The following is a 20,655-nucleotide window of genomic DNA, read 5'->3' as shown; positions in this document are numbered from 1 at the left end:
CCCGGTCAGTGAAGAGCGCGGACCATGACGGCGTAGAGCGGAGCATCCTCGAACGGACGGTGCTCGCCGACCTTCTCGTACGCCCAGCGCTCGTACATGGCCTGGACACGAGGGTGGGTCACGTCGACATAGAGAACGGCCAGCGCCTCGTCCCGTCCGGACAACAGCGCCTCGTGCGTCTGCTCGGCAATTCCCAGCTTCCGCCAGTCGGGGCGCACCATGACCTCGGAGACGGCGAACGTCGACGCGTCGGCGGGCGGCGGCATGTGCTGACGCCACCACTCGCGGCCGTCCTCCTGCGGCGCACCGTAGGAATAGCCGACCGGCTCGTCGCCGTCGTAGGCCATGACGCAGCTGTAACCGGGCCGGGACGTCCAGTGCTTGGCGAACCACGGGAAGCGCTGGACGAAGGGGTCATCGGCCTGGTCCCGGTAGGCATCCGCGTGGACGTCGATGAGCAACTGCGCGTGCTCGGAGGGAAGACCGCCGGCCTCGTAGCGGCGGAGGGCTATCGTCACTGGGTTTCTCCCTGGGCGTGGACTCGGTCGGTCCACTCTCGCGTAACCGCCGAGGTCGGTGCCAGGGTGATCAGGCCGCGATGGAAGTCGCCGAGGAGGGTCAGCAGCCTCGGTGGCAGCGGGTCGTCACCCATCAACGTGTACACGCTGTTAGCTGTGGTGGTGGCCTGTTCGATCTCCCCCTGTCCAAGCTGGGCGAGTGCGAGGCGGGCGGTGGCGGAGGCGCGGTTGCGGCGGAACTGCGGGGGGATCCCGGCCAGGGCATGATGTGATGCGCTCTCGGACTCCGCGCTGTTGTCGAGGTGTTGGTGGACGACGGCACTCAGCGCGAACAGTTCGGCCGAGCCGTAGAAGTCGGTCCACGTGGGGCGCTCGCGGTCATCCACGCGGCTCAGCGCATCACGGGCGTGGCCGAGGCAGCGGAGGGCGGCCTGCCGGTCGCCCGTGATGGAGTGGGCGATGGCGGCCCGAGCGTGTGCGAGAGAGGCGAGGAGCGGGTCGCGGCGGGCTGCCTGGGCGTTCTGGGCGGCCCAGGCCGCCGACAGGGCAACCGCCGGTTTGTTGCGGTGGTAGCCCACCATGGAGAGGCAGTTGAAGACCCGCATTGTGGTGACGTGGTCGTTTCCGAGGCCGGCAAGGCGCAGAGCCGTCTCGAAATGCCGTTCGGCGTCGTCCAAGCGGCGGTCGTCGATGCACGAGAACGCGGCGGTGGCGGTGTAGTCGGCGGCGAGACTGTAGAGACGCCGCCGGACGCTGTCGCTGATCGTCCTGTCCACCTTGCCGAGTGCCTGATCGGAGCCGGCCAGAGCGGCTGTCTCAAGTGATCCGTGTCCTCCGCGGTGGTCATCGAGCGCGGTGAGGGTCCTGAGACTCTCCTTGAGCCGGTCGACGTCGGTGTGACCGACGGCCTGGCCGCGCGAGGCGATCATGGATGGGAGGGCGGCGGCGGCCGAAGCGGCGAGGAAGTCGCGGCGGAGCACAGGTTCCTCCGAGGGCACTTGGGGCTGGGCAGTCCGGTGTGGGATGAAGCCGAGCTGCTCGGGAGTCCGCCTCAGCGCGCGTTCGAGCGCGGTGCGGATCCTGCCCTGAGGCCAACGGGACTGTCCGGAGAGCCAAGTGCCCACTGTCCTCACGGTGAGGGTCCCAGGGCACCCGAGGGCGACGAGTTCCTGGTTGACCAGGTGCGCGAGGTCGGCCCTTGTGAGCCCCAGATCCGCCATGACGGCGCGCAGTTCGGCGTTGCCCACCATGTGCCCAGCGTATCCCGATGGTCACTCAGGGCGCATGTCCATGTGTAAAGGGAAGGTCAGTTTTTCCTTCTGAGGGCGCCCTTGGCAGCCAGGTTTTTCACTCGCCATCGGCGTCGAGTCGGCGTTGAGTTGATGTCGGAAGCAACCGGGCGCACCTGGTGACTCACTGCGCGTTGCCGTCGAACGGGTGATGGAGGAGCAATGGGGTGGAAGATGATCGTCAGCCCGCTCAAGACCGCTCGGTTTCCGGTGCCCCTGGAGTGGGATGTCCCGCCGGACAGCGCGGCCGTGCCGCCGGCGCGGAGGCTGGTGATGGACGTCGTCCGCTTCTGGGATGTGCCGCTCTCCGGGGAAGCACTGCAAGAGCTGGAGCTCTGTGCGAGCGAGGTGATCGCGAACGCGATGGAGCACTCGAAGGCACGCTGCACGGTGACCGTTCGCCGCGCGGGCGAGCGGCTGCGTGTTGAGGTCGCGGATTCCAACCCGGTGTTCGAACGCGGTGGAGCGGACCCGGAAGCGACCAGCGGACGTGGGCTGATCCTCGTCGAGGCGCTGGCTCATGCGTGGGGCTGGCATCCGGTGGCAGGGGTGGGCAAGGTCGTGTGGTTCGACTTCCTGGAATCCCACGAGGCGCGGTGCCCCACGTACGGGTGGGGCACCGCGCGCAACCTCTGCGCGCAGAGCTTGGTGGCGTGAGCCGTCCCGCTGAGAGTGATCTCGTCGTAGGTGAAGTGGTACGACTACTTCCTCTATGGCGGCAAGGGCCCGGCCCGGGATCGGCGGCGGTCGCCCGTAGCTGTTCGGGGGTGCTCAGCACCCGTATCGCCGAGCTGAGCGAGGCCGGGCTGCTCGCCCCGCACGACGACGCCTACCGGCTCACGCCGTTCGGCGCCGACCTCGTCACCGCCCTCGGCCCGCTCACCGCCTGGAGCCACCGGTGGGCCGCCGAAACGGAGCCGCCCGGCGGTCGGCTCGGGTGAGCCGACCGCCGGGCGGTCCGGGGGCATGGTCGTGCGGTCAGACGGTGGCGGCCTGCTCAGCGGCCTGCTCAGCGGCCTGCTCGGCAGGCTGCTCGTCGGTGCCGGAGGTGTTCTCCCGGGGGGTCGGGAGCACGGCCATGATCACGCCGGAGATCACGATGGTCGCCGCCCAGGCGAGCCCGTACTTGCCGACGAAGGTGCCGGAGAACGGGCCGGCGAACCAGTCGCACTTGGTGAAGGCGAGCCCGGCCAGCAGCGCGAGCACCCAGGAGACCATCGCCTGCCAGCAGAAGCCGCCCGTGTACCAGTAGCGGCTCTTCCTGCTGGTGTCCATGAGCGCGGCGGCGTCGTAGCGCACCGCGCGCGAGCGGCGCCGGTACATGTCCACCGCGTAGACGCCGATCCAGGCCGAGAAGGAGACGGCGAGCAGGATCAGGAAGGTGATGAACGAGCCCAGGAAGCTCTTGGCGACCAGCATCAGCAGCAGGCCGCCGACCAGCGAGATCACGGCGTTGATGCTGACGGCCATGGCGCGCGGCAGCTTCACGCCCATGGTCTGCGCGGTGAAGCCGGCCGAGTACATGGAGAGGCTGTTGATCAGCAGCATGCCCACGATCGCGGTCAGCAGGTAGGGCACGGCCAGCCAGGTCGGCAGCAGGTCGCCGAGGAAGGAGACCGGGTCCGCGGCCTCGGCCAGGCCGGGCGAGGCCACCGCCATCACGGCGCCCATCAGCACCATCGGCACCATGACCAGGCCGGCGCCGGAGACCGTCACGCCGACGATCTTCCGGCCGGAGGCGGCGTGCGGCAGGTAGCGGGCGAAGTCCGGGCCGGTGGGGACCCAGCTGATGCCGCCGGCCGCGATGGTGCCGATGCCGGCGATCATCATCGCGGTGGTGCCCGCAGGCTTGGAGAAGACCTCGCTCCAGTTCATGGTCGCGACCAGGTAGCCCAGCACGAGCACGCTGAAGACCCCGAAGAGGTACGTCGACCAGGTGTTGCAGACGTTCAGCGCCTTCCGGCCCATGCCGGAGACCAGGAAGGTGCAGGCGACGAAGGCGAAGAGCGTGATCACGATCAGCGCGGTGTTGCTCTTGACGCCGAAGACCAGGTCGAGGACGGTCAGCACGGCGTAGGCGCCGGTGACGGCGTTGATCGTCTCCCAGCCGAACCGGGCGATCCAGAGGATCGCGCCGGGGAAGAGGTTGCCGCGTACCCCGAAGGTGGCCCGGGAGAGGGTCGCGCCCGGGGCTCCGCCCCACTTCCCGGAGACCGACAGCACGCCGACCATGCCGAACGAGATGAGGGCGGCGCACGCGGCGACGACCAGCACCTGCCAGAAGTTCAAGTGGTTGAACACCACCAGGGCCGCACCCATGGTGAGGAGCAGGACGCTGATGTTCGCCGCGACCCAGGTCGGGAAGAGCTCGCGGACTCTGCCCCGGCGCTCGTGGTCGGGGACAGGCTCAATGCCGCGGGTCTCGATCGCGCCGTCGTTGGCGTCGGTGGACGGATTGTCCATGAGGGTGGCTCCGTGCGTGTGAAGCGGGAGGTAAATCGGTCAAATAAGATATTTGTGGAACTCTTCGCGCGTAGCGGGAGTCGAATCATCCTACTTTGTTCTGAGGGCAAAGCGGTTGGCGCGGGTGCTCGCCGGCGGCCGTCGGCGCACCCGTCTCCTGGGCCGCCTCCCGGACCCTCGGCCGGTCCACCCGGAAAACCCTGCGACCGCGGGGGCGGCCGGCCTGTTGAATGGCCCGCATGTCCAGTGCACCGCACAGCCCGGCCGAAGCCGTCGACCACCTCCTCGCCGAGCTCGCCCCGCTCGCCCACCCCGCCCGGATGCGGCGCCTCGCCGCCTGGACGAAGGAACGGGCAGGGGAGGGACCGAACGAGGGCGACGGACGGGAGCGGTTCGGCCTGCTGCTGTCGGAACTCGACAAGCGCGGCGCCTACGGTCGAGGGCTGGCCGGAGTCGCCGCCACGATCGCCGGGGACGGCGCCTTCGTCGCCGCGCGGCTCACCGATCCCGACCCGGCGGTCAGCCGCCAGGCCCTGAAGGCCGCACTCCACCTGCCGGTCGCGGACGAGCTGCTGGCCGCGGCGATGGCCGACGCGCCCGCCGTCCTGCGCCACCGGCTCACCACCTTGATCGTCGCCCGCGGGCGCACCGCGCTGGCGGAGCGGCTGCTGCTCCCCGTCCGGCAGGCGTGGGGGGACGCGGCGGCGGCCCGGCTGCTGCCGGGCTGCGGGCCCGACACCGTCGCCCGGTACCTGCCCGGGCTGTTCCTCGCCGTGACGCGCTGGAGCGTCCTGGCCCGCCGCCATCCCGACCTGCTGCTGGACGAGGTGGCCCGCCAGCTCGCCGAACTGCCCGAGCCGGCCCGCCCCGCCTGGTGGCAGCGCAACGCGGACGTCCTGGCGGCCGCCGCCGGGCACCGACCGGAGCGGGTGCTGGACCTGCTGGAACGCCACTGCCCCACGTGGTTGCCGCAGCCGGTGCAGGGGTGTCTGGGCCGGTTGCTGACCGCTGCGCCCGGCCGGACCATCCGGTTGATCACGCCGCCCGAACGCGCGGCCACCGCGTCGATCTCCCGCAGCGCGCTGACCCGGGTCGCCCGGCTCGACCCGCCCGAGCTGCCGGACCTCGGCCGGGCCTGGAGCACCGCCCCGATCTGGCTCGCCCGGCTGCTGCGCGCCCTGCCGCCGTCCCGGCGCGAGGCGTTCTACGACCTCGTCACGGCGGACCGGGACCTCAGCCGCAGCGAGCTGTCCGGGGCCGTGCTCGACGCGCTGCCCCGCCGACGGGCGCAGGCCGAGGCCCGGCGGATGGCCGCGCAGGCCGCCGAGCGCGGCGCCGCGTGGTCGGTCGTGCTGGCCCACGTCGCCCACCTGCCGGTGGCCGAGGCCCGGCCGCGGCTGCTCGCCGCGACCCGGCGGCCGGCCGCGGAGGACCGGGCGCTGGCCTACCCGCTGCTGGTCCGCAACGCGGCCCGGTCGGGTGAGCCGGCCGCCGTCGGCGAACTCCTCGACGACCTGCTGCGGCTGCGCAACGAGCAGGATCCGGTCCGCTCCCCGGCCCTGGTCGCGCTGGCCGAGGTCCCGCCCGCGCTCTTCCGGGGGGAGGCGGCGGCCGCCGCCCTCGGCCGGATCGCCACCGACGCCGTCGAGGCCCGGGACACCTCCTGGCAGACCCGCGGAGCGCTCTCGCACCTCGCCCTCGCCGTCCTGCGGGAGCACGCGGTGAGCGGTGAACAGCCGCTGCTGGGCTGGGCCCTGGCCGCCCTGCGGCAGCTCTCCGGGATGCTCGGCAGCGTTCCGCTGGGCCGACTGGACACCGTGCTCCGGCGCGGACAGGAGGCACAGGTCTTCGAGGCGCTGCGCCCGTGGCTGGCGGCCGGCGCGGACCGGGTCGACCACACGCTGACCTTCGCCCTGGCCGGAGCCCTGGGCCGGCGCGCCCACCACCTGCCCGAACTGCAGGAACTCCTCTGGGAGGCCATCCAGTTCGGCGACAACGCGACCTTCATCCAGGCCGTACGGCACTGGCTCGCGGACCCGGCCACCCGCAGCGAACGGGTGGCACGGGTGCTGGAACTGGAACCGTCGGCCGCCGTCCTGCCGCCGGTGCTCCGGGTGCTGGCCCGCGGGCGCACCGACCTGCTGGACACCGTCCTCGCCGACACCCCGCCGTACGGGCGCTTCCTGGCGGCGGGGACGCACTGGCTGCCGCCGGTCGACGGCATCGAGGGCTGGACACCCGGACAACAGGCCGCCGCCGCACGCCTGTTGGCGGCAGCCGCGGCCGACGCCTCGCTGCCCAGGCAGGTACGGGCCGGACACCTGTGCACCGTGGTGGCGGTCCCCGAGCGCGGCTTCGCCACCGTCCGGCCGTACGTCGACTCCCCGGACACGGTGCTCGCCGAGGCCGCGCTCGGAGCCCTGATCTGGACCGACCGGCCCGCCGAGGCACTGCCCCTGCTGCTCGCCCAGGCCGGGAACGACCGGGCACGGGTCGCGCTGTACGCGGCCGGGCGGGCCGCCGGGTTCGTCGCGCCGTCGCGACTGGCGGGCATGCTGCGGGCGGTGCTGCTGCCGGCGGTGGACGGGGCCGCGGAAGCCGGCGGCGGGGCGGCCGGCGGTGGTGGGGCGAAGGTCACCAGCCGGAAGGAGCTGGTGCGGCTGGCCGCCCGGCTGCTGCCGGTGGACACCGCAGGCGCACTCCTCGCCGAGGCCCACGACCTGCCCGGCCAGCACCGCGACGTCCGGGCGGCGGTCGTGGCCGCCACCGTCGACCTGCTCCCCGCACCCGCGGCCTGGCGGCTGCTCGAAGACGCCGCGACGGGCGTCCCCGTGGCCCGGTCCGCCGTGCTGCGCACCCGGCCGCTGGACCTGCCGACCACCGACCGCCCCCGCTACGCCGCGCTGGTGGCCCGGGTGGCGAGCGGCGACGACCCGCACACCGCCCAGGTCGCGCTCGACCTGCTGGCCGCCTGGTCGCCCTGGTACCCCGAAGCGGAGGAGCTGCTGCTGGCGGGCACCGTCGACCTCGCCAACCGCTCCTCCTGGCGGGCCGCCGCAGCCGGCCTGGCCGCGCTCGCCGTCGGCGGCACGGGCCGCCGGCTGACCGAGGCGCTGGCGCAGCTGCTGGCGAGCGAGGCGTCGGCCGCGGGAGCCCCGGAGCGGGAGGACGTGGACGTGGACGAGGATGGGGACGGTGGCGGTGGCGGCGGACTGGACGCGGCCGCCGACCGGGACCGGCCGGCCCGGCAGCGGATCGACCACCTGGTCGCCCGGCTCGCCGCCGGCGTGGCCGACCGCCTGTCGGCGGAGGGCCTGAAGGCGGTCAGCGAGGCAGCCGAACTCCTCTCCACCGAACCTGACTTCATACCCAAGGCCGTCCAACTCCTGACCGCCACCCTGGAGTTCGACACCGCCCAGGACCATCTCCTCGCCGAGCTGGACCGGTTGGCCGCCCTGCACAGTGACCGCCCGGTGCTGGCCGCCCGCACGGCCGAGGCCCTGCGGAGCCGGCTCAACACGCCTCGCCGCCCGGGCGACCCGGCGGTCCTGCACACCGTGACCGGACGGCTCGCAGTCCACGGCGGCCACACCCAAGGCCTGTTCGCGGTCGGCCTCGCCCACGCCCTGGGCCCGCGCACCGGCTGGCGCCCGCAGTGGCGAGCACTGCTCCGCACCCTGCGCCGCCACCCGCAGCCGGACGTCCGGGAGGCGGCCCTGGCGGTACGGACGGCGACGGAGTAGGAGAGCGGGGGAGCGGGGCCGGTAGGGGCGCGGCGGTCAGTCGTCGCGTCCGGCGGCCTGTTCGTAGAGCGCCACCAGGACGCCGTGCACCGGCTCGCCGGGCGGGGCCTCGGCGGCCTCGGCGACCAGGGCCTGGAGGGTGGCGCCGAGGCGCGCGGCCTGGTCGGCGGTCAGCCGCAGGTGCCGCAGGACCAGCACCGGCTCCTGCGGGGCGTCGGCGCACTCCTCGGCCACCGCCTTGAGCAGGGCGGTGGTCGGCCCGGCGTCGCGTCCGGTGTCGCGTCCGGCACCACGCTCCGTGACGGCGATCCGCCGGGTGGTGCGCTGGTAGAGGTGTTCGCTGCCGCCGCGCACCTTCCGGGTCTCCACGATGCGGACGACGCCGGCCTCCTGCAGCACCTTGAGGTGGTGCGCCACCGTGCCCTTGCGGCTGTCCAGCAGCGCCGCCAGTCGGCCGACCGTGGCGGGCTGCCCGCCGAGTGCCAGCAGCAGCCGTTGGCGCAGCGGGTGGGAGAGCGCCTTGTACTGCTGCGGGCTCTCGATGGTCAGCTCGTGATCCTCGGGCTGGTGGTCCTCGGGTTGGTGGCCCTCCGGCTGGGGGTCGTGGGGCTCGTGCTCCTGGGGCCGGTCTTCCCGCTGCTGGTCGTCCATGCGTAAAGCGTCCAATTTTCTTGACGCTTTCGCAAGCCGCGTGCTCTACTCGTCGCGACCTGACCGAGCATCACCAGCGGGGGACAGCAGATGGCGCAGCTCCAGTCGGCCGAGATCACCGGGATCGTCACGGAGGTGAGCCGGCTCACGGCCGGGCTCTACGTCTTCCCCGAGATCGGCGAGCGGATCGCCCTGGGCCTCGACGACGCGTTGTCCAAGGGCCGCTACCACCAGTCCGGCGACCCCGAGACGCTCGGCCGGCTGGTCACCGAGGACCTCCAGTCCGTCAACGGCGACGGCCACCTGCGGCTGAAGTTCCACCCGCACGCGATCCCGACGGAGCAGGAGGACGGCGCCGTCCTCGCCGAACTGGCGCGGGCCGCCGACCTCTCGCTCGGCGGCGTACCCCGGATCGAGCGGCTGGAGGGCGGCGTCGCCCTGCTGAAGCTCGCGCCGATCCTCTTTCCGCTCGACATGACCGGCGACTCGCTGAACGCCGCGCTCGGCCTGGTCGCGCGGGCCGAGGCCCTGGTCCTGGACCTGCGCGAGTGCGTCGGCGGCGACCCGTACACGGTCGCCCACATCTGCGGCCACCTCTTCGACGGCCCGACCCACCTCAGCACGATCTACGACCGCGAGGAGGACGCCGAACGGCAGTTCTGGAGCCCCGCGCCGGCACCCGGCCCGCGCTTCGGCGGCAGCAAGCCGCTCTACGTGCTGATCAGCAGGGCCACCTTCTCGGGCGGCGAGGCGCTCGCGTACGACCTCCAGCAGCGCGGCCGCGCCGTGGTGGTCGGCGAAGCCTCCGGCGGCGGCGCCAACCCCCGCCGGGGCTTCACGCTCCACCCCCACCTGGAGGCCACCATCCCGACCGCCCGCTCGATCAACCCGGTGTCCGGCGGCAACTGGGAGGGCACCGGCGTCATCCCGGACACCGCCACCGACCCGGCCCGGGCCCACCAGACGGCCCACCTCGCCGCACTGGCCGACATCGCCCGGCTCGGCGGCGACACCCCGTCGGCCGAGGAGGCCCGACAGGCCCTCCACGGCCAAGCGGACGACCACCCCACGCCGCCGGACGCCCGGCTCTGACCTCCGGCCCTGGCGTCCGGCGCTGCGCCGGTTCTGCGTCCCGGGAGTGGTTCAGTGCCCGGGGGCGGCCCCGCACGCGGCCGTGGTGAGGAAGGCCGTCACCGCGGACTTGGCGGCGCGCGGGTCGGAGCGGTCGTACGGGTTGTGGGAGAGCACCAGTTGGCGTCGGCCGTCGGCGGTGCCGGCGACCATCGTCGAGTAGCCGGGGAGGTCTCCGCTGTGACCCCAGAACACGCCGCAGGGAGTGTCGAACCGGGCCAGCCCCAGCCCGTATCCGCGTCCTGGGCCGGCGTCCGTCGTCCTGGTCATCTCGGCGAGTTCGGCGGGCCGCAGCAGCCGGCCGTCCAGCAGGGCGGCGATGAAGCGGTTGAGGTCGGCGGTGCCGGAGATGCCCTGCCCGGCGGCGCCCATGACGGACGGGTTGAGTTCGGTGACGTCCACCGGCCCGGTCGAGAGCTTCACATAGCCGTGCGCGTGGGGGTCGGGCAGCCGGACGGAGCGGCCGGGCATGCCGGTGTCGCGCAGTCCCAGCGGCTGGATGATCCTCCGGTCGACCTCCTGTTGCCAGGGGTGGCCGGTGACCTTCTCGACGAGCAGGCCGGCGAGCAGGTAGTTGGTGTTGGAGTAGTGCCAGCCCTGTCCCGGCGGGAAGTACGGAGCGTTGCGGTTGGCCAGTGCGAGCAGGTCGGCCGGCTGGTAGGTCTGCCAGCGCGGTCCCGCCAGCCAGTCGAGGTACTGGGACTCGTCCTGGGGATCCAGGCCGGGCGCATCGGTGTAGTTGTACAACCCGGAGGTGTGGTCGAGGAGTTGGCGGACGGTGATGGCCGAACCGTTCGGGACCGCGCCGGGCAGGTGACGGTCGATCGGGTCGTCCAGGCCGATGCGCCGCTCGGCGGAGAGCTGGAGCAGGACGGTGGCGACGAAGGTCTTGGTGACGCTGCCGATCCTGAACCGGGCGTGCTCGGGTACCGGCGTGCCGGTGGCCAGGTCGGCCACGCCGGCCCGCCCGCGCCAGACGGTCCGCCCGTCCTGCCGGACCTCGCCGACGGCTGCCGAGGAACCGGTGTCGACGATGCCCTGAAGCGTGCTGCGCAGTGCGGTGGCCTCGGCGCTGCCAGTCGCCAACGTTCCCTGCTCGCCCGCCGGTTGGGCATCGACCGGCAGGCGGCCGGGGGATGCGGCGAAGCTCGGGGTGGCACCGGCGCCGAGCAGGGCGGCGGCGGCCAGGAGCGCGGCCGCCGAGCGGAGGCCGCGCCTCAGGGTGCGCGGAGGTGTCGTCACGTCGGACATGGGCTGCTTCCCTCCCGGGGCAGGCGCGCATCGCCGCCCCCGTACCGAGCGTGCCGGAGGGGTTCCCGCCCGGGCATCCACCGAAGGTGCCGCGCCGTGTCCTCCCCGGGACCGGTCGGGCCGGTCGGGCGTCGCCCTGTGGGCTGAGCCGGTCCCACGCCGCGGCCCGCCCCCGGAGCGGGACTAGAGTAGGACGGTGACCGCTCTGCCGGACAACCTGCCGATCAACGACGTTGAACGCGACCATGCCGTGGAGCGCCTGCAAGAGGCGTTCACCGAAGGGCACATCTCACACGAGGAGATGGACGAACGTCTCCACCAGGTGCTCACCGCGAAGACGCGTTCCGACCTCGCGCCGCCCCTGGCCTCGCTCCCCGAGCCGGACCAGGGAGCGGTCCCGACCATCGCCGCCGTCAGCGGGCGCCTGGTGCGCCGCGGCCCCTGGCGGGTTCCGCGCAGCTTTCAGGTGGCGTCGGCCTTCGGGCGGGTGCACTTGGACCTGTCGGAGGCGGTCATCGAACATCCGGTGATCGACATCGAGTTGGGGCTCGGTACCGGCAGTGCGAAGATCACCGTCCCGCGCGACGCCGTCGTCGACCTCGACGGCCTCCAGGGAGGCTGGAAGGACGTGCGTTACACGCCTCCCGGCCGCTCATCCGTGGGCAACCCGACGATACGGATCACCGGGACCACCGGCTTCGGCCGTCTGAAGATCCGGCACGCCCGGCGCTGAGCGGCGGCGTCGGCGAGGTCGGTGCTCCCTCTGGCTGGACCGAGGGGCTGGTTCCCTGCGCTGCGGACAGCAAGCGCCGCAGGATGGTGAGCAACTCGCCTTCTCCGGCCGTTGGTTGCTGCGCCCGCCAGGCGATGTGACCGTCCGGGCGGACGAGGACGGCGCCGCCGGTGGTAGCGGGAAGGCCGGTGGCGCGGGCCCAGTCGGGGGGCGCCAGGGTGTGTACGGTGACCGGCAGTCCCGCCGCTGTCGCGGTGTCCGCCTGGTGCTGCCAGTCGGCGTCCTCCGTGGCCGTGGTGAACAGGGTGAAGCCCGGCCCGACCAGGTCGAGGGTGGATGTGGCTGCGGCCCCGGGCGGGCCGGGGAGGCGGAGGTGGGGGAGGCGGGTGCCGGGCGTGCCGTCGGGGTGTTCGCGGTCCGGGTCCAGGGGTGGCCGTTCCGGGGCTGTCGGGTCTGCGAGGACCGCCGTCGAGCGGTAGGCGGCGGTGAGCAGCAGCTCGTCGTCGATCCGGTACCCGGCGCGGGCACGGGAGTTGGCGAGCGAGATGTCGATGACCTGCCGGGCCACCGGGCGCCGCTCGGCCTCGTAGGTGTCCAGCAGGGCCTCGCCGGCCGTCCCGGCGGTGACCGCCGCGAGTTTCCAGGCGAGGTTGTCCGCGTCGCCGATGCCGGTGTTCATGCCGTGCCCGCCGGTCGGCGGCACCACGTGGGCGGCGTCGCCCGCGAGCAGCACCCGTGCGCGGCGGTAGGCCCCGGCGAGGCGGGCGTCCATCCGCCAGGTCATCGTGTCCTGGACGGTGACGGCCAGCCCGGGCAGTCCGGCGGCCTCCCGGACCAGCCGGGCGAGTGCCCCGCAGTCGCTCAACAGGGCGTCGATGCCCGGGAGTTCGGGGTCGTACGGGTACTGGTAGATCCACCGGCGGTCGTTGTCGACGGCCAGGAAGCCGCCGCGGCCCGGTTCGGTGAGGAAGTACGAGGCGCTGGCGCGGTCGGCCACCACCTCGCCGAGCGGCGCCTCGAAGCGGATGCTGAGGAAGTGGCCGAGGCCGGTCGGCCCCGCCATCTCGATGCCGGCCGCCGTGCGGACGGTGCTCGACGCGCCGTCGCAGCCGACCAGCCAGTCGGCGCGCACGGTGTGGCGCTCGCCGGTGGTGCGGTCCTCCAGCAGGGCCTGGACGTGTCCGTCCCGTGGGGTGAGGGAGAGCAGACGGGTGGCGAACCGGACGCCGTCCGGGGCGAGTTGGCGGGCCCGTCGGAGCAGGGCGGCCTCCAGGGCGTCCTGCGAGCAGATCAGCCCGGGGGTAGGGGTGCGCTCGGCGTCCTCCGTCGTGCCGGCCGCCACGCCGGTGCGGACGAAGTCCGGGTCGACCAGGCTGCGGCCCCGGTAGAAGAACACCTGCGAGGCAGGGAGGCCGACCCGCCGGACCTCCTCCTCCAGTCCGCACCGCCGGAAGACCTCCATCGAACGCGCCGAGACCCCACGGGCCTTGGGGTGGCGCGAGGTGTCCGGGTGCGCCTCGACGAGCAGGTGCGGTACGCCGTGGCCGGACAGCAGGACAGACAGGGTCAGGCCGACCGGTCCGCCACCGACGATGAGCACGGGTGTGGCCCCGGGGTATCGCATGCCACCACTCCTCAGTAACGCCTACTGGGTCATTTTGACGTTACCATGGTCCGGACGGCACCCTCCCAGACCCCGCGAGGCGATCCCCATGGCCCAGTCCCAGCCCCAACCCCAAGCCCAGCCCCAGTCCCGGCCGCAGGACGGCGACGACGGCAACCCCCGCGGCCTCCACTTCCTCACCGACCTCGCGAACACCGTCCGCGAGGACCCCGACGCGGGCGCCGCCGAACTCCAGGCCCTCCTGGACCGCCACGGCGGCCCGCCCCTCCGGCTCACCGACGCCGACGCCCGCGAACTGCGCCAGGCCACCGCCGAGGTGACCGCCGTCCTCGAAACCGACGACCCGGACCACGCCGCCGACCTGATCAACACCCTGCTCGACCGCCACCCGCCCCGCCCCCGCCTGGTCCGCCTCCCCGGCCGGCCCTGGTCCCTGCACACCCGCGCCCCCGCCGACGCAGGCCTCACCCACTGGCTGCTCTCCACCGCCGCCCTCGCCCTCGGCCTGTGGCTCAGCGAACGCGGCACCTGCGCCTGGGGTCGCTGCGCCGCCCCGGGCTGCGGACGCTTCTTCATCGACACCGGCCGCCGCACCCCACAGCGCTACTGCACCCCCCGCTGCGCCACCCGCGTCCGCGTCGCCGCCCACCGCGCCCAGAAGAGCTAGAGGACTGGTGCTGACCGCAGGGGTCTACGCTGCCGCCGGAGGGCCCCTGGAGGGTGGCCCGCACAGAGCGAAAGTGAGGGCCGCCATGGCCGGGCGACACCGCCGCCCCCCGCAGCCGGAGCTGCCGCCGGACTCGGACGGCCGGCTCCGGGCCATCGCCGAGCAGCGGGCGGTCGTCGAGGACGGCATCGCCGTGTTCGACGGCTCGGGCGTCCCGTACCTGTACCGCACCGTGTACGAGCCGGACGGCACCGTGCGGCAGACCCTCGTCAGGATCGATGCCGGGCCCCTGTGACCGGCCCGCCCGGCTGGGAGGCGTCAGCGGAAACGGCCCGCTCGGAGACCTGCTCACCGTCGGCCCCGGTGGCTGTCCGGCGCCCGACTGGCGAACCTCGGGTCGAGGTTCGCGCACGTGGACGACCGTCCTCCCTCACCCCCATGGTGCGGGACGTACCCCTTGGGGCGCCCTTACCACCCCGGTGCCGCAGGGGTGGACCGCCGCCGCTCGTGGCCGACTCCGTCGTTGACGACGGTCGTTCGAATACGTCACGCTCGGTGGAACGCCGAGGGCGGGCGCCGGTCGTGCCGCGCTCCGTGCGCCGCCGCCGATGTCCTGCCGCCCCGCCGCCCCGGCCTCCGGATGCCCACCGTGAACCCCGTGTGGAGGTACCGCCATGTCCAAGCGCCGTCTCGCCGTCCACGGAGCCGCCGTCGCCGCTCTGACCCTCGCCGCCGTGCTGCTCCCGGCCGTCGGCGCCCACGCCGCGCCGCCCGCCGACTCGTGCACCCAGAACTGGAGCATCAGCTCCGGCGAGGGCTACGCCAACGGCAAGTGGTGCAACTACAACTCCAAGGTCGTCGGCACGGTGCACGACACCAAGGCGGACGGCCGCTGTCCGTACGTGCGCGGCAGCCTCTCCAACGGCGGCCACGTCGACAGCGACTGGGCCGGCGGCAAGGGCAAGTCCCGCGCCATCACCCTCTACGCGCCCTCGGGCACCCACATCACCGGCCTCAGCATGCGCTACATCGGCTGCTGATCCCGGCCGGGAGCGACTGAGGGCAGGTGGTCCACCGCCAGGAGCACGGCCCCGGTCGCCTTCCGGGCCGCCCCCCCGAGACGGTCATCGAGTCGGTACCCGTCAGGACCGGCAGGAGCCCGCCAGAGTGGACTCTGGCGGGCTCCTGGGACCGATCGGAAGCTCAGGGAAGTGCCGGAAGTATCACTTCCCATTCTTTCAGGCGTGGATCGAGATCCTCGCCCACAGCGGAGCGCATGGCGATGAGTGTCGGAAGTACCAGGCTCTTCGCGGCCCTGAGCCGGCGGATGTCCGCAAGGTCGCGACCTCGCCAGTCGGTCGACAGCTCTCGCGCCTCCTCGATCGAGATCGGGATCTCGCCAAGGAACGTCTCCATGATGCGATTCGGGTCGAGGAGGTCCACCTCGGCATCGACCGGAACGCGCTGGAGCAGAGCGGCGGAGAGGTTCAGGCGCCGGACCACCGCTTCGCGGTGATCGATCGAGCCCGTGGCGACGGCGGCGTCGAGCGCGTAGGTGATCGAGCTCGAGCACGCTCCCCACGCGTCGGCGGACAACCCGCCGCACTCATCGGTCAGGCGCATGGTCAGCAGCTCGACGACGCCCAGCCATTCACCCGCGCCCAGTTCGACGACTCCCGGAGAGTGCGAAGCCAGGGTCTCGGACAGTGCGTGGAGGTCAAGTCGGACGAGTTCGTCGAGCTCTGTTCCCATCAGAAATGCACTCCCGCTGCCGCGAACGCGTCCTTGCCGATCTGTGCCACGTTCCAGTTGGGCTCGAAGAAGTGGCCGCTGTGGTCGTTGATCTCGATCCCGAAGTAGCCGTCCCTCGCGGAGCCGGCAATGTCGGCCTCGCCCGCGGCTCGCACCGGGTTCCCCTTGCTGAGGACGGCGTGGGAGATTTCGACGCCACTGACGAACTTCGGCATGACGACGAGCGATCCGTCCTCCAGGACCGCCCACTTGATCCTGCCGTCACCGGAGTTGATCGCCGCGTCGAACTTCGCGGACCCCACGCTGGTCGGACCCGCGCCGAGCTTCTCCGCGTCCGCCAACTCCTTCTCCAGGGTTCCAGGCATCTTGTTCGGGAACAGCCCGCACGTGGGGTCGGTGTTGTGCACCAGGACCGGCGTGGTTCCGGCGACCACATAGTACGTGTGGAGTTCGTCGACCGCGAGGTTGTAGGCGGGCTGGAGGGTGTTCCAGTGCCGGACGTCCTCGATGCGCTGGGGCTGTCCGTCCGGGTCGCGCAGTTCGTCGCCGGTCTGGAGGTCGACGGCGTCGACCCACTGCTTCCGGTTCTCGGACCAGAAGGGGTGGTGGTCGGTGCTGGTCAGGGACTGCCCCGCACCCAGCGAGATGTCGGTGAAGTCCCGGTCGTCAGGGCCGTAGATGGTGGCCCAGACCCGGCGGGGGCCGGTCAGCCCGGTGGCGGGATCGGTGGCGAGGACCTCGTCGCCGATCACGACCGTCTCGATCGCGCGGGTGGAGCCGTCGGCCATGAGCACGCGGGTGCCGGCCGGGAAGCTGTTCGGCCGCGGGCAGGACGGGGGGAGCCGGGTGACGAGCTTCTTGATGAACTCGACGGCCTTCTCGCCCCAGGAGCCGAACTTCTTGGCCCACTGGGCGAGCTTGGCGACGGCGGCGCCGTCGCCAATGAAGGGGATCGCGCCGATGCAGGAGGTGAGCGCGTCGGCGGTGCGGCCCTCGACGGCGTAGTAGGCGCAGTTGATGAGGTCGGCGATGTCGGCGAGGCCGGGGGCGATGACGCCGCCCGCGCCGCCGATGACGTCCAGGGTGAGGTGGACGCTCTCGGAGAACAGGTGATAGAGGAGGCTGACGTTGTCGCTGTCCTCCTTCGCCTTCTTGATCTCCTCCTCGAGCGCCGCGATCGAGTCCTGCTTCTCCTTCGCGGCCTGGGCCTGGCGCTCCGCCTCCTTGCGCTCCGCCTCGAGCCTGGCGAGCCGCGCCTTCTCCTCGGCCTCCTGCTTCACCTGGTAGTTCGCGTGGGCGTCGTCGGCGGCGGTCTGGGCGGCCTGGGCGTCCTGGCCGGCCGCCTCGGCGGAGGCCCGGGCGGCGCTCGCGGAGGCGTTGGCCTGGGACGCGTTCCAGCGCGCCAGCTTGGCCGACTTCTCGGCCTGGTTGGCGGAGTAGACGGCGCTGGCGGCGTCGCGGTTGGCGGAGACCTTGGCGGCGTTGGCGGTCTTCGCGGCCGCGGCGGCCCTGGTGGCGTCGGCCTGGGCGGCGTCGGCGGCGGCCTGGGCCTTGGCGACGTGCTCGGTGGCGGTGGTGGCCGATGCCCGGGCCGCGGCCTCGTAGCCCCTGGCCTCGTCAGCGACGCCGCGGGCGTAGGCGGCGGCGGCCTGGGCCGTGGCCGCGTTCTTCTGGGCGGTCGCGGAGACCGCGGTGGCCTCGGCGATCAGGCCCTTGATGTCGGCGACGTGGACGGCGGTGAGCCGGTCCTTCTGCTGCGCGGTGTACTGGCCCTCGGCCACGAAGGCGCGCAGGCCCTGTACGGGGCCTTCGAGGGCGATCTTCGCCGCGGCCTTGAGCTCGGGCTCGGTGGCCGGGGCGTCCTCGAGCCGGGTGGCGGTCAGGCGGTCGTCGGCGGCCTGCGCGTCGGCCAGACCCTTGCCGAGGAAGTCCCGCAGCGCGGCGGGAGTGTTGACCCGCAGCGCGGCGTCGGCAGCCGCCTTGACGGCGGGACCGGCCTTGTCGCTGAGCCGGGTGATCGTCAGCCGGTTCTCCGGCGCCGCGGCCTCGTACTGACCGCTGCTCAGGAACGTACCGACCTGGGTGGTGCCGCCCTGGAGGGCGGTGTAGGCGGCGGTGCGGACCGGGTCGCTCTCCGAGTCCTTGTAGACCTGGGTGGCACGGTCGCGGGCGTCGTGGTCCTCGGCCTCCCGGCGGCCGGTCTTGAGGTAGGAGAGCACGGCGTTGTCCGGGCCGGTGAGGGCTGCTTCGGCGGCCGAGGCTCCCCAGGTGCCGGAGATCTTGCGGGAGATCAGGGCGAGCTTGCGGCCGTCGGTGGCGACCTGCGCCGGGGTGGCGCCGGGCTGGTTGGCCAGCTGGGCGAGGCGGTCGGCCTCGGCCTTCGCCTGCTGGACCTGCTGGGCGGCCTGGTCGGTCTGCGCCTGCTTGTCCGTCTCGTCGGCCTTGGCCTTACGGGCCGTCTCCACCGCGGCCGCGGTGCGGTTCGCCAGGTCCTCGGCCTCGGTACGGCGGGCCAGGTCCTGGACCGCGTTGGCCTGGTCGACCGCGCGCTGCGCGTCCACGGCGGCCGCGGAGGCGGCGTTCGCGTGGTTGGTCGACTCCTGCGCGGCGTTCCCGCTCTGCCCGGCGTGCTCGGCCGCGTCCCGGGCGGCCTGCGCCGCCGCGGCGGCGTGCTCGCCCGCGGACTTCAGGAGCGCCGCGGCGGCCGCGGCCTGCGTCGAGGCCTCCCCGGCCAGCTGCTGGGAGGCGGCCGCGGCACGGCCGGCCTCGGCGGCCGAACGGCGGGTGGCCGCCGCGGCCTGCTTGGCCTTCGCCGACTGCCCGCCGGCGCTGTCCGCGTACGCACCGGCCTGCTCGGCGGAGCCCGCCGCGGAGTCGGCGTTGCCCTTGGCGCTCAGCGCGGCACCCGCCGCATCCTTGCTGCTCTTGGCGGCGTCGTTCGCGTGACCGAGCGTCGTGTTCGCGTCCGCCGCCAGCTTCGCCGCGGCGTCGGCGACATCGGCCGCCACCCGCGCGTCGTGCGCCTTCGTCTGGTCACCGGCGGCCGCGGCCGCGGCGGTCTCGGCGTTGGCCGCGGCCCGCTGGGCCCCGGCCGCGGCGGCAGCCGCGTTCGACGCCGCGTAGGCGGCGGCCCGCGCACCCGCGTTGGCCGCACGGGCTGCCGCCATCGCCGTCCGCGCCGCCGCACCCGCGCGCTCGGCCGCCGTCGCGGCCTTGTTCGCCGCCTCCGTCGCCTTGGCCGCGTCACTGCCGGCCTTCTGCGTCTCCGACGCGGCCAGCGCAGCGGCCTCCATGGCCTTCTGCGCCTCGTAGACCGCCTTGTCCTTGGCCTCGATCGCCGCCGCAGTCTCCTGCGCCGCCTGCGCGCCCGCGTCCTTCGCCTGCTGCACCAGCTGCGCGATGCTCGCACGCTCCTGGTCACGGCTCTGCGCGATGTACTGGCCGACCGCCAGGAAGTCGCGCACGTCCTCGATCGACCCGTTCAGCGCCGCACGCGCCGCCGCCTGGGTGTTCGTGCCGCCCGCGCTGAGGATCTGCACCAGCTTGAGCCGGTCGTCGGAATCCTTCGCCGGGAACTGGCCCTCGGTCAGGAACCGCTGCAGATCATCACTGTTGTTGCTGCGCAGCGCCGCGTCACCAGCCGCCTGCAGGTTGCTGCCCGCGCCCATCGCGGGGTCGGTGAGCCGGGTGATCATCAGCCGCCGGTCGGCGTCGAGCGCCGCCTGCCAACCACCCTGCAGGAAGGCGCGCAACTCGTCGGGAGTTCCATCGATCGCCTTGTCCGCGGCCTCGCGAACCTTCGGCCCACCCACACTGGAGATCTGCGTGGCCGCGAGCAGATCGTCAAGGCGCTGCGCCCCGGCGATGTCACTGTCCAGGAATCGTTTCACGTCCTGGTCGGAGCCGGCCAACGCAACCTCAGCCAGCTCGTGCATGCGAGGGCCGCCGTTGAGCCACGCGGTCAACGCGCGCTCACGGGGGGTCGGTTGGACCTGCCCGCCGGTCGGCTCGGCAGCGGCGGCGCTCTGGATGCCGGATCCCACCAGACCGGCCGTCAGGGCGAGCGGCAGCAGGCTCAGGGAGAGCCTGCCCAGTAGCGGCGGCCTCCCCCTCCCTTGCCGTCGTGAGCGGGATATCGATTGGCGCACCGGAAAACCTCCACTGTCGACATCGGCCGAATCCCGGCCGCAGCGGAGCCTACGTCAAATGATGTCACGACAGAACGCTTACGAAGTCAAGGAGTTGAGAGTTAAGACACGTGCAATAAACCCCCTCAGTGGGCCCATATTTCAGCAAAGCGAGCGCATCGCCAGGAAGTGCCCAAGCTATTCGAAACTGTGACAGAGCGCCTGCTCGGGAGGGGTCTCCGGAAGAAAGACCTGGCGTGTCGTCAGTTTGATCTGGTTCGATGGGGCCGCATTCCATCCTTGATCACGAAGGCGCCGGGTGGTTGATTCCGTGCATCCCCATCACCCATGACGCGCCATCGCGACAGGTTGGTTCGCCTGCCATCAAGGGTGGTTCGCACCAATCCGTGGATCTGCCCGTCAGGGCAACACCAGATGAACGAAGAGGAATAGTCATGGCAAAGCGCATGTCCCGCTTGCTCGTTGGCGGTGCGGTCGCCGTGGCCGCCACGCTCGGCGCCACCGCACTCGCCTCCGCCGACGGCACTCCGGCGGACAACTCGGCCGCGCCGGTGGCGGTCGAGGACTTCAACTACCCCGGCCCGGCGCCCTACCCCAACGTCAAGCTGCTGCGCGGCGACGGCCACATCGTGCTGTCCGACTGCGCCGTCGACAGCCAGATCAGCGTGTTCAGCTTCGACCTGCC

General features: G+C 72.8%; 16 protein-coding genes and 1 pseudogene. 9 read left to right on the top strand and 8 right to left on the bottom strand.

Going from position 1 to position 20,655, the window contains the following annotated elements; translation table 11 throughout:
* Nucleotides 1-5 precede the first annotated feature (5 nt).
* Together ACWDD9_RS29455 and ACWDD9_RS29450 are read right to left on the bottom strand one after the other, a co-directional pair.
* On the bottom strand, nt 6-518 hold the full coding sequence (locus ACWDD9_RS29455) for a GNAT family N-acetyltransferase (RefSeq protein WP_387829228.1): 513 nt from the start codon (nt 516-518) through the stop codon (nt 6-8).
* Nucleotides 515-1,768: an XRE family transcriptional regulator gene (locus tag ACWDD9_RS29450; RefSeq protein WP_449813228.1), complete on the bottom strand. Its 1,254-nt coding sequence runs from the start codon at nt 1,766-1,768 to the stop codon at nt 515-517. Before ACWDD9_RS29450 ends, ACWDD9_RS29455 begins: the two co-directional genes overlap by 4 nt.
* 201 nt (nt 1,769-1,969) lie before the next feature.
* On the opposite strand from ACWDD9_RS29450, the gene ACWDD9_RS29445 reads away from it, so the two are divergent.
* Entirely contained in the window at nt 1,970-2,464 is a 495-nt protein-coding gene (locus ACWDD9_RS29445; protein ID WP_449813227.1) for an ATP-binding protein, read from the top strand.
* A 110-nt stretch (nt 2,465-2,574) separates the two neighbouring features.
* Nucleotides 2,575-2,748 (top strand): winged helix-turn-helix transcriptional regulator, encoded by a 174-nt coding sequence (locus tag ACWDD9_RS29440; protein ID WP_449813226.1) that lies wholly within the window; start codon nt 2,575-2,577, stop codon nt 2,746-2,748.
* Nucleotides 2,749-2,785: 37 nt separating this feature from the next.
* Here ACWDD9_RS29440 and ACWDD9_RS29435 read toward each other — a convergent pair whose 3' ends face one another.
* Nucleotides 2,786-4,270 carry a purine-cytosine permease family protein gene (locus ACWDD9_RS29435; protein WP_387829222.1) on the bottom strand — a complete coding sequence of 495 codons (1,485 nt, stop codon included), beginning with the start codon at nt 4,268-4,270 and terminating at the stop codon, nt 2,786-2,788.
* Nucleotides 4,271-4,509: 239 nt separating this feature from the next.
* On the opposite strand from ACWDD9_RS29435, the gene ACWDD9_RS29430 reads away from it, so the two are divergent.
* Nucleotides 4,510-8,013, top strand: a complete 3,504-nt coding sequence (locus ACWDD9_RS29430; RefSeq protein WP_449813225.1) for a hypothetical protein — start codon at nt 4,510-4,512, stop codon at nt 8,011-8,013.
* A 36-nt stretch (nt 8,014-8,049) separates the two neighbouring features.
* On the opposite strand, the gene ACWDD9_RS29425 is transcribed toward ACWDD9_RS29430, so the two are convergent.
* Nucleotides 8,050-8,664: an ArsR/SmtB family transcription factor gene (locus ACWDD9_RS29425; protein WP_082345910.1), complete on the bottom strand. Its 615-nt coding sequence runs from the start codon at nt 8,662-8,664 to the stop codon at nt 8,050-8,052.
* A 90-nt stretch (nt 8,665-8,754) separates the two neighbouring features.
* On the opposite strand from ACWDD9_RS29425, the gene ACWDD9_RS29420 reads away from it, so the two are divergent.
* Nucleotides 8,755-9,756, top strand: a complete 1,002-nt coding sequence (locus tag ACWDD9_RS29420; protein ID WP_449813224.1) for a S41 family peptidase — start codon at nt 8,755-8,757, stop codon at nt 9,754-9,756.
* 51 nt (nt 9,757-9,807) lie between these two features.
* Here the strand turns inward: ACWDD9_RS29420 and ACWDD9_RS29415 are convergent, their stop codons facing one another.
* The gene (locus tag ACWDD9_RS29415) at nt 9,808-11,046 is read right to left on the bottom strand and encodes a serine hydrolase domain-containing protein (protein ID WP_449813223.1); all 1,239 of its coding nucleotides are present in this window, start codon (nt 11,044-11,046) and stop codon (nt 9,808-9,810) included.
* A 196-nt stretch (nt 11,047-11,242) separates the two neighbouring features.
* Between ACWDD9_RS29415 and ACWDD9_RS29410 the strand changes: the two genes are divergently transcribed.
* Nucleotides 11,243-11,779, top strand: a complete 537-nt coding sequence (locus ACWDD9_RS29410) for a DUF1707 SHOCT-like domain-containing protein (RefSeq protein WP_449813222.1) — start codon at nt 11,243-11,245, stop codon at nt 11,777-11,779.
* On the opposite strand, the gene ACWDD9_RS29405 is transcribed toward ACWDD9_RS29410, so the two are convergent.
* Nucleotides 11,727-13,403 (bottom strand): FAD-dependent monooxygenase, encoded by a 1,677-nt coding sequence (locus ACWDD9_RS29405; protein ID WP_449813221.1) that lies wholly within the window; start codon nt 13,401-13,403, stop codon nt 11,727-11,729. The genes ACWDD9_RS29410 and ACWDD9_RS29405 overlap by 53 nt on opposite strands.
* 88 nt (nt 13,404-13,491) lie before the next feature.
* Between ACWDD9_RS29405 and ACWDD9_RS29400 the strand changes: the two genes are divergently transcribed.
* From ACWDD9_RS29400 to ACWDD9_RS29390, 3 genes are all read left to right on the top strand, one after another.
* Nucleotides 13,492-14,070: a CGNR zinc finger domain-containing protein gene (locus ACWDD9_RS29400; protein ID WP_449813220.1), complete on the top strand. Its 579-nt coding sequence runs from the start codon at nt 13,492-13,494 to the stop codon at nt 14,068-14,070.
* 85 nt (nt 14,071-14,155) lie between these two features.
* The gene (locus tag ACWDD9_RS29395) at nt 14,156-14,365 is read left to right on the top strand and encodes a hypothetical protein (protein WP_375877766.1); all 210 of its coding nucleotides are present in this window, start codon (nt 14,156-14,158) and stop codon (nt 14,363-14,365) included.
* Nucleotides 14,366-14,744: 379 nt separating this feature from the next.
* Entirely contained in the window at nt 14,745-15,110 is a 366-nt protein-coding gene (locus ACWDD9_RS29390) for a hypothetical protein (RefSeq protein ID WP_074005273.1), read from the top strand.
* A gap of 163 nt (nt 15,111-15,273) precedes the next feature.
* Here the strand turns inward: ACWDD9_RS29390 and ACWDD9_RS29385 are convergent, their stop codons facing one another.
* The gene (locus tag ACWDD9_RS29385; protein ID WP_449813219.1) at nt 15,274-15,822 is read right to left on the bottom strand and encodes a hypothetical protein; all 549 of its coding nucleotides are present in this window, start codon (nt 15,820-15,822) and stop codon (nt 15,274-15,276) included.
* Nucleotides 15,822-19,865 (bottom strand): polymorphic toxin-type HINT domain-containing protein, encoded by a 4,044-nt coding sequence (locus ACWDD9_RS29380; protein ID WP_449813218.1) that lies wholly within the window; start codon nt 19,863-19,865, stop codon nt 15,822-15,824. Before ACWDD9_RS29380 ends, ACWDD9_RS29385 begins: the two co-directional genes overlap by 1 nt.
* Nucleotides 19,866-20,404: 539 nt before the next feature.
* Here ACWDD9_RS29380 and ACWDD9_RS29375 point away from each other — a divergent pair.
* A pseudogene (locus ACWDD9_RS29375) lies at nt 20,405-20,655 on the top strand (hypothetical protein); the annotation flags it as partial.

Source organism: Kitasatospora sp. NPDC001119 (genome assembly GCF_053598475.1).
This window is presented reverse-complemented; position numbering and strand designations above follow the sequence as displayed.